Source organism: Caulobacter sp. D5 (assembly GCF_003185805.1).
GTDB lineage: Bacteria > Pseudomonadota > Alphaproteobacteria > Caulobacterales > Caulobacteraceae > Caulobacter.
The window spans coordinates 1-11299 of sequence record NZ_QHJY01000321.1 but is presented as its reverse complement, the minus strand read 5'-3'; the positions used below and the strand labels follow the sequence as shown (position 1 = coordinate 11299).

The window sequence follows — 11299 nt, the reverse complement described above, 5'->3', positions numbered from 1 at the left end:
TGCCCAGCCGCAGCCGCCGATGGCTGGCCGAGGGCGGCGGCGGCGCGACCGGCGGCGGCCGCAACGAGACGACGGTGGACACGGAAACCTCCCCTGGGCTTCGATGGATCATCGTTCTTACAGAAAATAATTTCTGTCAAACGATATGAATCGGTGATCGACCGCGACGGGGCGAGGAACGCGAACGGGGCTGGCCCATTGAAGTCGCAGCAAGCGGGGAGAGCGCGGCATGCGGCGACGGTTGTTGGTTCTGGCCCTGGGGCTTTCGCCCCTGGCCGCCTGCCTGCCCAACGGCGTCAAGGACGCCTCGAAGCTGGCGATCTGGCAGGCCAACGGCTTGCCGGCCAAGGCCACCCTGCTGAACCGGATGGCGCCCAAGGGCTTTTTCGGACCCAAGGCCGAGTGGTCGGGCGCCGGGCCGGCGGTGTGGACGGCGACGGCGGGCGAGGGGATCGTCCTGACCGCCCGTGACGCGGCCAACGGCGAGGCGGTCAGCTACACGCTGGTCGTCGCCGAGCGGCCGGCCTCGGTGGAGAAGGGCTCGCCGATCCGCGACTTCGTCGTCGCCGTCGCCCCGCCGCACCTGATCTCGGACGCCGAGGCCGTCGCCAAGCGGCTGCAGATCTTCTCCGACGCCTCGGAGCCCGCCGACGCGGCCCTGGGCGGCCTGCTGTTCCGCTACACCCCGGCGGGCCCGGGCTATCGGATCGACGTCGCGCCCGCCTCGTCGCCGCCGCCGTAGACCCGCACCCAGTCGACCAGCAGGCTTTCGGGCAGGGCGGCGTCGTCGACGCCCTTGCGGCCCGTCGTCTCGGCCCAGCGCCCGCCGACCGCCAGGTTCAGGATCAGGTGGAAGCGCTCGTCGAAGGGCCGGCCGCCCGGGCGGCTGAAATAGGGTTTGCCGTCGATCGACCAGATCAGCCGGCGCGGCGTCCACTCCAGGGCGAAGACGTGGAAGACGGTCAGGTCGTCGAGCCGGGTCTCGGCGCTGTCGCTGCGGTTGGCGGCCAGGGTCGGGCCGTGGTGCGCCGCCGCCCGCACCACGTCGCGGCAGGAAAGGCAGCGGACGCCCAGGTTCACCGCCTCGGCGATGTCGAGCTCGCCCGACAGCGGATAGGGGCCGTAGTTGTCGTGCTCGGGCAGCATCCAGATCGCCGGCCACAGGCCCTGGCCCAGCGGCAGCTTGGCCCGGACCTCGATGCGACCGTAGCGGAACGAGGCCAGGCCCTTGGTGTGGATCCGGCCCGAGGCGTAGTCGCGGGTGATGCGCGCCGCGCCGGGGGCGGCGTCGCGAACGGCCGGGCCGGTGGTCCTGGCGCGTCGGGCGGTCAGGCGCAGCACCCCGCCCGACACCGAGACGGCGGCGGGCGTGTAGCACTGGCGCTCCTCGTTGCCGCCGCCCCAGCAGTCGTTCGACGCCGCCCATCTGGCGGGATCCAGCCGCTCGCCGTCGAACTCGTCGGACCAGATCAGGCGTGGCGCGGCCGCAGCCGGAGCGGCGAGCATGGCCAGCAGCAGGGCAAGGCGGATCACGGGATTGCCGTCGTCGAGCGGCCGCCCTCCGGCAGGGCCAGGGTCACGGTCTTGCTGGACGCCTTGGGCAGAAGGATCTCCACGCCCGACACGGCCCGGGGCGCGGCGGCGGTCAGGGTCCAGCCGGCGCCGCGCGGCTCGACGTCCAGCTCCAGGGCGTCGCGGGCCGACCACCAGTCGCCGAAGCGGTCGGTCGCGCCCATCCAGGCCCGGCCCTTCCAGCGGTCGGCCAGGGCCGCCTCGAAGGCCAGCTTGTCGCCGATCGTGTTGGGGTGGATCAGCACGGTGACCACGCCCCGGTCGCGGGCCACCCTGGCCACCAGGGCGTCGGCGGAGTCGAGCCGTTGCAGCAGGGGCGGCGGCGCCTCGTCCTCGATGGCGACCGGGAACTCGAACACCGGCTGCAACGCGCCGTCCGCGCGCCCGTCGGTCAGCTGGAAGGGCAGGTGGGTCAGCACGGTGTTGGCGGTGATCGACGAGGAATAGCGGTAGCCGCTGGCGTCCAGGGCCTGGGGCAGGGTGAAGGGATAGGCCAGGCGTCCGGGGCGGAACGAGACGACCTGTGCGCCCGCCAGCCGCTCCAGCAGGAACTTCGACACCCTAAGTTCGCCGAGGATCGACGCGCCCCGGACCGTGTCGACCGTCTCGACGAACGGCCGGTAGCGGGGATAGCGCTCGCGGCCGTCGCCCAGCGACATGGTGTGCTCGAAGGCCCCGGAGTGGGCGACGGTGTGGCTGCCCACCTCCTGGCCGCGCGCCAGCAGGCCCTTGACGTCGGCCACCGCCGCCTCGTCGAAGAACACCTTGTCGTTGTAGTCCTTCATGTACTTGGTCTGGACGTAGAAGGTGCCGCGGATGTCGCGCGCCTTCAGGGCGTCGGCATAGGCCAGGGCGTTGCGCACCGACGGGCCGTAATCGACGTCGTGGGTGAACAGGATCGACACCTGCTTGCCGGCCGGGGCGGTGGAGACCAGCCAGGGCATGGGCTCGCCGGCCACATAGAGGTCGCGCACCCAGCGGAACAGGCTGTCGAGCGAGGGCTCGTAGCCGTTGACGTAGCGCCGGGCCAGGGCCTCGGCCCGGCCGTTCATCGAGCGCTGGGCCAGCGAGCCGAGATCCACGCCCAGCACGCAGGCCTGGCCGCCCACCTGGCGGCAGGCGGCGGCTGTCGAGCCGTCGTCGAAGCGGGCGGCGACCTGGGCCGTCCCCGGCGCGTAGCCGACGCTGGCGACCTTGGCCTCGCCGGCCGAGGAGACGACGATCTCGTCGGCCTCGGGCTCGCCCGTCGTCTTGCTCCAGCGCAGCCGCAGGCGGGACGAGGCCTCGGTTCCCGGGCCGACGCCGAACAGCTCGCCCAGGCCGCCGCCCGCCAGGTTGAAGGCCAGCACCGTGCCGCCGTCGCGAACGTGCTGGGCCAGGGCGCGCAGCTGGCCGGCGGTCAGCACCCGGCCCGAGACGATCGGATAGACCAGCACCACCTTGTGGGTCATGGCCTTGGCTGGATCCTGGGTGACCGTGATCGGCACGCCGTGGGCGCGGAAACCGCGCACCAGGCCCAGCCATCCCGACTGCGGGTCGGTGACCAGTATGGCCAGGCGGTGCGGGCCGCCCCTGTCGAACTGGGCGATGCGAGTGCGGGGCGGCTCGACGATCTTCGAGGCCTGGGCCGGACCGCGTACGCCGGGGAAGACGTGCATGACCGAAGGATCGGGTCGTTCGCGCCACCACCACCAGCCGCCGGCGAGCAGTACGGCCAGGACGAGCAGCAGCAGCGGCAGGCGGCGTCGGAACATGCGTCCTCCGGTCGGGGGAGAGGGGCGCGCCCATCCAAACCCGAAAACGCCAAACGCGCGAGCCTGTGATTTCGCCGCGCGGCGAGGTTGCGGTCGTCCGGCGAAGCTTTCCCTTCGGCGCGGGGGCTTCTATATGCGGACGCTTCCTGTTCGTTGTTCGCCCCCGGAAAGACGCCCCGTCCCATGGCCCGCATCCTGATCACCTCGGCCCTGCCGTACATCAACGGCATCAAGCACCTGGGGAACCTCGCGGGGTCGATGCTGCCGGCCGACGTCTATGCGCGCTTCCAGCGGGCCCGGGGCCACGACACCCTCTACATCTGCGCCACCGACGAGCACGGCACCCCGGCCGAGCTGGCCGCCGCCGCCGCCGACCAGGACGTGGCGACCTATTGCGAAGAGCAGCACGTCCTGCAGCACGACGTCGGCCGCGCCTTCGGCCTGTCGTGGGACCACTTCGGCCGCTCGTCCTCGCCGCAGAACCACCGCCTGACCCAGCACTTCGCCGAAGTGCTGGAAGCCCAGGGGCTGATCGAGGAGCGGGTCGACCAGATGGTCTACTCGATCGACGACCGCCGCTTCCTGCCCGACCGCTACATCGAGGGCACCTGCCCGCACTGCGGCTTCGAGAAGGCCCGCGGCGACCAGTGCGACAACTGCGGCAACCTGCTCGACCCGACCGACCTGAAGGACCCGTACTCGGTGATCTCGGGCTCGCGGAACCTCGAGGTGCGCGACACCAAGCACCTCTACCTGCTCCAGACCAAGATGGCCGAGCGCATCCGCGCCTGGGTCGACAGCCATCCCGACTGGCCGACCCTGGCCAAGTCGATCGCCTACAAGCATCTGGACGAAGGCCTGATCGATCGCGGCATCACCCGCGACCTCGCCTGGGGCGTGCCCGTGACCAAGGACGGCCTGCCGCGTCCTGGCATGGAGGAGAAGGTCTTCTACGTCTGGTTTGACGCACCGATCGAGTACATCGCCGCCACCCAGGAATGGGCCGAGGCGGGCGAAGGCCGCGACTGGCGCTCGTGGTGGCGCACCGACGCCGGCGCCGACGACGTCCGCTACGTCCAGTTCATGGGCAAGGACAACGTGGCGTTCCACACCGTCAGCTTCCCGGCGACCATCCTCGGCTCAGAAGAGCCGTGGAAGAGCGTCGACATGCTCAAGGCCTTCAACTGGCTGAACTGGTACGGCGGCAAGTTCTCGACCAGCAACAAGCGCGGCGTGTTCATGGACGCGGCGCTCGACATCCTGCCGCCCGATCTCTGGCGCTGGTACCTGACCTCGAACTCGCCGGAAGGCAGCGATACGGCCTTTACCTGGGAGCAGTTCGCCAGCGCCGTGAACCGCGACCTGGCCGACGTGCTGGGCAACTTCGTCAACCGCATCCTGAAGTTCACCGAGAGCAAGTTCGACGGTCTCGTGCCCGAGGGCGGGCAGATCGGCCCGCTGGAGGAGAAGCTCTACGCCGACGTCGCCGCGCGCCTGGCCGACCTCTCCGAGCAGATGGACGCCATCGAGATCCGCAAGAGCGCCCAGGCGCTGCGGGCCCTGTGGGTGGTCGGCAACGAGTACCTGCAGGAGGCCGCTCCCTGGACGGCGATCAAGACCGACCGCGACCGCGCCGCCGTGATCGTGCGCACGGCCCTGAACCTGGCCGCGCTCTACGCCCGCATCTCCGCGCCGTTCATCCCGTTCGCCGCCGAGAAGATCGGCGAGGCCTTCGCCCAGTCCTGGCCGCCCGCGTGGCCGACCGCCGACGTCGCCGCCGAACTCTCGACCGTGCCCGCCGGCCAGGCCGTGCGCGCGCCGGAGGTGCTGTTCAAGAAGATCGACGAGGACATGATCGCCGAATGGGCCGCGCGGTTCGGCGGGGCTGAGTAGCGATCCTCCCCCTGATGGGGGAGGTGGCCCGGAGGGCCGGAGGGGGAAGGGACTTCTGACGTCCGTTCCCCCTCCGCCTGTCGTAGGGACTTCCCCCTCCGTCGGCTTCGCCGACACCTCCCCCTTCAGGGGGAGGGTCTTGGAAATCCCTTCCCCTTCGTCCAACACCGATCTACGGGACGGCCATGCCGCTCGTCGTCCGCCTCTGCCTGTTCTACGTGGCCATCTATCTGGGCACGGGCGTGAGCCTGCCCTACATCGCCACCTTCCTGCGGGCCAAGGGCCTGTCGGGGGCCGAGATCGGCGCCGTGCTGGCCGCGCCGCTGCTGCTCAAGCCCTTCACCGGACCAGTGCTGGCCGTCTGGGCCGACGGGTTCAGGCTGCGGCGCTCGCCAATGATCCTGCTGGCGGTCGCCGCCGCCGTCGCCTATCTCGCCATGCTGATCGCGCCGGGGTTCTGGGGCCTGCTGATCTGCTGGCTGCTGGGCGCGACCCTGCTCTCGACCATCTCGCCGCTGATCGACGTGGTCACCCTGCGCCGGGCGCGGCTGGAGGGCTTCAACTACGGCCTGCCGCGCGGTAGCGGCTCCAGCGCCTTCATCGCCGCCAACCTGGTCATGGGCGTGGTGCTGACGATCGCCGGGGCCGACGTCATCGTCGTCTGGATCACGGTGGCGGCCCTGCTGGCGGCGGCCGCCGCCTTCGTGCTGGTGCCGGCCGAACAGGTGCACGAGGAGGGCGAGGCGCCGCCCAAGCGCGAGCGCTGGAAGGGGCTGGGCCAACTGCTGACCGACCGGGTTTTCGTGCTGGCGGTGGTCACCGCCGGCCTGATCCAGGGCGCGCACGGCTTCTACTACAGCTTCTCGACCATCCTCTGGCGCAAACAGGAAATCCCCGAGCCGGTGATCGGCGTGCTGTGGGGCGTCGGCGTCGCGGCCGAGGTCGGGTTCATGTGGTTCCTGGAGCCGTGGCGGCGGCGGGTGGGACCCGGAAGGCTGCTGGCCATGGGGGCGGGCGCGGCGGTGATCCGCTGGACCGCCTACGCCTTCGCTCCGCCGTTGTGGGCGCTGTTCCCACTGCAGATGCTGCACGCCTTCACCTTCGCCGCCAGTTTCCTGGCTTCGCTGCAACTGATCGAGCGCCTGACCCCGCCCCGCAGCGCCTCGGCCGCCCAGGCCCTGAACTCGGCGGTCTCGCAGGGCTTCACCCTGGGCGCGGCGACCCTGGCCTCGGGCCCGCTGTTCGACGCCCTGGGCGTGAAGGGCTACTGGGCGATGGCGGCGCTGGGCGCGGCGGGACTTTGCGGCGCGCTGGTGCTGGGCCGCAGCGCACGGGTGAAGGCGGCCGCCTGAGGCGCGGCTCTGACAAGCTTGGCTTTATGGGAGAGGTGGGCTAGGCGGACAGCCTTGGGTTTTGTCGTGCGAGCATCGCCATGTCGTCCACCGTGTTTCAAATGACGGAGCAGGATCTGCTCGCGGCTTGGCGTCTGCAGCGTCGGCACATCGTCGCGGTGACGATCATGAACTTCGCGCCATTGGCGGGGCTTTGCCTCTACGCGGCGCTCAGTTGGCGGAACTTCGCCGACTACGGCTGGTACGCGATCACCTTCAATCCGAGCCTGCCGCTGGCGGCTCTCTTCCTTGCCCTGGTCAATCTGTGGCTCGTCAAGGTCAAGCTGCCCGGCAACGCCAAGCGGGTCTTGAAGCAGCAGAAGGGACTGGCGGGCGAGATTACCGCGACGTGGGACGCCGAGGGCATGACCATGGCCGGCAGCTCCGGACACAGCCGTCTGGCTTGGGGCGACTACATCCGCTGGCTGGAGGACGACGCCAACTTCGTGCTGTTCCACAGCGACAACGTCATCAATCCGCTGCCCAAGCGGGTGCTGTCGGACGCGCAGGTCGCGGAGATCCGCGGCAGCCTGACCGCCGCGCTCGGCAAAGCGGGAAAGAAGCGCAAGCTGAACTAGGCGAGGGGCCGCCCTTCGCATAGAGGCGAAAGGCGGCAGTCTTCCCTAGATCTCGTAGGCGATCTCCTGGCCTTCGAGCCATTCGACGATGCGCTCGGCCGCGGCCAACGGATCGACCTTGGTCGTGTCGATGACCAGTTCGGCCGCCTCGGGCGCCTCGTAGGGGCTGTCGATGCCGGTGAAGTTCTTCAGCTGGCCCGCGCGCGCCTTCTTGTAGAGACCCTTGACGTCGCGGCTCTCGGCCACGGCCAGCGGGGTGTCGACGAACACCTCGACGAACTCGCCGTCGTTCAGGATCTCGCGCGCCAGGCGGCGTTCGGCCCGGTAGGGCGAGATGAAGGCGGTCAGCACGATCAGGCCGGCGTCGACCATCAGCTTGGCCACCTCGGCCACCCGGCGGATGTTCTCGACGCGGTCCTCCTCGGTAAAGCCGAGGTCCTTGTTGAGGCCGTGGCGGACGTTGTCGCCGTCCAGCAGGTAGGTGTGGCGGCCCAGCGCGTGCAGGCGCTTTTCCACCAGGTTGGCGATGGTCGACTTGCCCGCGCCCGACAGGCCCGTCAGCCACACCACCCGGCCGCGCTGGCTCTTGAGGGCCGCGCGCGAGGCCTTGGAGACGTCGGTGTGCTGCCAGTGGATGTTGTCGGCCCGGCGCAGGGCGAAGTTCAGCAGGCCCGCGCCGACGGTGCGGTTGCTGATCCGGTCGATCAGGATGAAGCCGCCCAGATCCCGGTTGTCGGCATAGGCCTCGAACGGGATGGCCTGGTCGAGCGAGATGTTGACGTGGGCGATCTCGTTGAGCTCCAGCCGCTTGGCGGCCGTGTGCTCCAGGGTGTTGACGTTCACCCGGTGCTTGATCTCGGTGACGCTGGCGCCGACGAGGCGCGCGCCGATCTTCAGCAGGTAGGAGCGGCCCGGGGGCAGGGGCTCGTCGTCCATCCAGACCAGGGTGGCCTCGAACTGGCCGGCGACGGCCGACGGGCTGTCGGCGGCGACCAGCACGTCGCCGCGGCTGACGTCGACTTCGTCGGCCAGGGTGATGGTCACCGACTGGCCGGCGACGGCCTGGTCCAGGTCGCCCGGCAGGGTGACGATGCGCGACACCCGGCTCTCGCGGCCCGAGGGCAGCACCTTGACCCGGTCGCCCGGCTTGACGACGCCCGAGGCCACCTGGCCCGAGAAGCCGCGGAAGTCGAGGTTCGGGCGGTTGACCCACTGCACCGGCATGCGGAAGGGCTGAGCCTGCAGGCTGTCCTCGACCTCGACGCTCTCCAGCCAGTCCATCAGGATCGGGCCGTCGAACCACGGGGTGTGCTCGCTGCGCACGGCCATGTTGTCGCCGCCCAGGCCCGAGATCGGGATCGGGGTGAAGATGTTGAGGCCGATCTTCTCGGCGAAGGCGCGGTAGTCGGCGACGATGGCGTCGAACACCGCCTGGTCCCAGCCGACCAGGTCCATCTTGTTGACCGCCAGCACCACGTTGCGGATGCCCAGCAGGCTGACGAGGTAGGAGTGGCGGCGCGTCTGGGTCAGCACGCCCTTGCGCGCGTCGATCAGGATCACGGCCGCGTCGGCGGTCGAGGCGCCGGTGACCATGTTGCGGGTGTACTGCTCGTGGCCGGGGGTGTCGGCGACGATGAACTTGCGCTTGTCGGTCGAGAAGAACCGGTAGGCGACGTCGATGGTGATGCCCTGCTCGCGCTCGGCGGCCAGGCCGTCGACCAGCAGGGCGAAGTCGATCGCCCCGCCTTGCGTGCCGACGCGCTTGGAGTCGGCCTCGAGGGCGGCCATCTGGTCCTCGAAGATCATCTTGCTGTCGTAGAGCAGCCGGCCGATCAGGGTGGACTTGCCGTCGTCGACGCTGCCGCAGGTGATGAAGCGCAGCAGCGACTTGTTCTGGTGGGCCTCGAGATAGGCTTCGATGTCTTCGGCGATGAGGGCGGATTGGTGAGCCATCAGAAGTAGCCCTCCTGCTTCTTCTTCTCCATCGAGGCGGACTGGTCGTGGTCGATGACCCGCCCCTGGCGCTCGCTGGTGGTGGTCAGGAGCATCTCCTGGATGATCTCGGGCAGGGTCGAGGCGGTGCTCTCGACGGCGCCGGTCAGCGGGTAGCAGCCCAGGGTGCGGAAGCGGACGCTCTTGATCTGCGGCTCTTCACCTTCGCGCAGGCGGAAGCGCTCATCGTCGACCATGATCAGCGCGCCGTCGCGCTCGACCACCGGCCGCGGGGCCGAGAAGTAGAGCGGCACGATCGGGATGTTCTCCAGGTGGATGTATTGCCAGACGTCCAGCTCGGTCCAGTTGGAGATCGGGAAGACGCGCAGGCTTTCGCCCGGGTGCTTGCGGGTGTTGTAGAGCTTCCACAACTCGGGGCGCTGGTTCTTCGGGTCCCAGCGCTGCTCGGCCGAGCGGAAGCTGAACACGCGTTCCTTGGCGCGGCTCTTCTCCTCGTCGCGGCGGGCGCCGCCGAAGGCCGCGTCGAAGCCGTACTTGGCCAGGGCCTGCTTGAGGCCTTCGGTCTTCCAGAGGTCGGTGTGCAGGGCGCTGCCGTGGTCGAACGGGTTGATGCCGCGCGCCTCGGCCTCGGGGTTCTTGTGGACCAGCAGGTCGAAGCCCAGCTGCTCGGCGACCTTGTCGCGCAGCTCGTACATCGCCTTGAACTTCCAGGTCGTGTCGACGTGCAGCAGCGGGAAGGGCGGCTTGCTGGGATAGAACGCCTTGGCGGCCAGGTGCAGCATCACCGCGCTGTCCTTGCCGATCGAATACAGCATGACGGGGTTTTCGCACTCGGCCGCGACCTCGCGCATGATGTGGATGCTCTCGGCTTCCAGGCGCTGCAGGTGGGTGAGGCGGGCGGGCGTGATCGCGGGCATAGGCGGCTCGAAAGCGGCGGCGGACGCCTGGGGTGCAAGCTGGGTAAGGGGCAAGACAGTCGTCCGCAAACAGAAAAACTTCATCGGCGCCAGACGGCGTTCCGACGAAGAACCGGGGGAGCCTGCGACCTAGGTCTCCGGGGCCTCGCGGGCAAGGCGCAGAAATCTAGGGTCGCTGTAAGCTTGTGTGGGCGCCCGGTTGCGGCAACATGACCAAAAGTTCATTCGAGCCTGGCCGTAGGTTGCGGCATAACGACGATATCGGACCGACGGGTGAACCGATGTCATTCCTGACTGAAATCTTCGCGGCGATCGTGCTGTGGCTTTCGGCCATGGCCCTGTGCCAGTTCGGCGTGGTCATCGAAAGCAAGATGCCCAAGCCCAAGGCCGAACGCACCGTGGCGCGCACGCCGCGCGACGCCGCGCGCATCGACACGCCGCCGAAAATCGTCTGCCCCGAGCGCGCCGCGGGCGTCGTCCGCGCCTGATCCGTCCGCCCCGAGAGCGCCTCGAAAAGCCCCCCGGATACGCGTAAGGCGTGGCCGGCTCTGGGGAAAACCGTTGCAAGCGGCTATGCGCAGGCGTCTTTCGCGGCTAGGTTTACTCGCCTGCGCGAAGAAGGGGCTTGCGCGCTGTGTCGCTGTGAGAGGCCCCCTCATCGTTCGCCTTGGGACAGTGGCTGCGTATGAAGCCTAAGAAGCGCCGACCGCTCGACTTTTCCACCCTGCCGGTGGAGACGCCCCGCGAGGATGCGGCGCCCCCTTCTGGTCTGACCGAAGCCGACTCACTTGGCGCCTCGTCCCAGGAGCCGGACCCCGACGCGCCGGTCACCGAGCCCGACAACGACCTCGACATCGCCGATCCCGAGACCGGGTTCCTGGCCGCGCCGCCGCGCGGCGCGCGTCCGCCGTCGTACCAGGCGCCCGAGCCCCCGGCCGAACCGTCCGCCGAACCTGCTCCCGAGCCGCTGACCTCGGCGATCGCACCGGAACCTGAACCCGAGGCCCCGACGCCCGATCCGTTCGAGCCCGTGCTGCGCGAGGACCGCACCACGGCCCGCCGCTCGTTCTTCCGCAAGACCCCGGAGCCGGAGCCCGCGCCCGCCGCGCCCGAACCCGTCGCCGAGGCGCCGCCAGCGCCCGAACCGGAACCCGCGCCGGCGCCCGAACCCGAGCCCGTCCCGCAGTACGGTTCGATGCGCGCCCGCCTGAAGGCCGAGCGTGAGCGGGAACGCGAACGCG

At 69.7% G+C, this 11299-nt stretch carries 9 protein-coding genes and 1 pseudogene; 6 read left to right on the top strand and 4 right to left on the bottom strand.

Annotation, left to right across the window (positions count from 1 at the left end):
* Positions 1–229: 229 nt before the first annotated feature.
* Positions 230–742 (top strand): hypothetical protein, encoded by a 513-nt coding sequence (locus tag DMC18_RS19480; protein ID WP_146218140.1) that lies wholly within the window; start codon positions 230–232, stop codon positions 740–742.
* On the opposite strand, the gene DMC18_RS19475 is transcribed toward DMC18_RS19480, so the two are convergent.
* Both DMC18_RS19475 and DMC18_RS19470 read right to left on the bottom strand, forming a co-directional pair.
* Positions 700–1533, bottom strand: coding sequence for a family 16 glycosylhydrolase (locus DMC18_RS19475; protein WP_233248230.1), 834 nt, complete (start codon positions 1531–1533; stop codon positions 700–702). The two genes, DMC18_RS19480 and DMC18_RS19475, sit on opposite strands and share 43 nt — an antisense overlap.
* Positions 1530–3326 (bottom strand): polysaccharide deacetylase family protein, encoded by a 1797-nt coding sequence (locus tag DMC18_RS19470; protein WP_110133224.1) that lies wholly within the window; start codon positions 3324–3326, stop codon positions 1530–1532. The genes DMC18_RS19475 and DMC18_RS19470 overlap by 4 nt, the downstream gene beginning before the upstream one ends.
* 183 nt (positions 3327–3509) lie before the next feature.
* Between DMC18_RS19470 and metG the strand changes: the two genes are divergently transcribed.
* The 3 genes from metG to DMC18_RS19455 all read left to right on the top strand — a co-directional run bounded on the left by metG (position 3510) and on the right by DMC18_RS19455 (position 7188).
* A complete protein-coding gene (metG, locus tag DMC18_RS19465) occupies positions 3510–5219 on the top strand; it encodes a methionine--tRNA ligase (RefSeq protein ID WP_110119322.1) in 1710 nt (569 codons plus the stop codon).
* Between the two features lie 185 nt (positions 5220–5404).
* Entirely contained in the window at positions 5405–6571 is a 1167-nt protein-coding gene (locus DMC18_RS19460; RefSeq protein WP_110121550.1) for an MFS transporter, read from the top strand.
* Between the two features lie 80 nt (positions 6572–6651).
* Positions 6652–7188 carry a YcxB family protein gene (locus tag DMC18_RS19455; protein WP_110121549.1) on the top strand — a complete coding sequence of 179 codons (537 nt, stop codon included), beginning with the start codon at positions 6652–6654 and terminating at the stop codon, positions 7186–7188.
* Between the two features lie 45 nt (positions 7189–7233).
* Here the strand turns inward: DMC18_RS19455 and cysN are convergent, their stop codons facing one another.
* Positions 7234–9141, bottom strand: coding sequence for a sulfate adenylyltransferase subunit CysN (gene cysN, locus DMC18_RS19450; protein ID WP_110121548.1), 1908 nt, complete (start codon positions 9139–9141; stop codon positions 7234–7236).
* The gene (gene cysD / locus DMC18_RS19445; protein ID WP_370444051.1) at positions 9141–10112 is read right to left on the bottom strand and encodes a sulfate adenylyltransferase subunit CysD; all 972 of its coding nucleotides are present in this window, start codon (positions 10110–10112) and stop codon (positions 9141–9143) included. The genes cysN and cysD overlap by 1 nt, the downstream gene beginning before the upstream one ends.
* A 227-nt stretch (positions 10113–10339) precedes the next feature.
* Between cysD and DMC18_RS19440 the strand changes: the two genes are divergently transcribed.
* Both DMC18_RS19440 and DMC18_RS26165 read left to right on the top strand, forming a co-directional pair.
* Entirely contained in the window at positions 10340–10546 is a 207-nt protein-coding gene (locus tag DMC18_RS19440) for a hypothetical protein (protein ID WP_110121546.1), read from the top strand.
* Between the two features lie 197 nt (positions 10547–10743).
* A pseudogene (locus tag DMC18_RS26165) lies at positions 10744–11299 on the top strand (hypothetical protein); the annotation flags it as partial.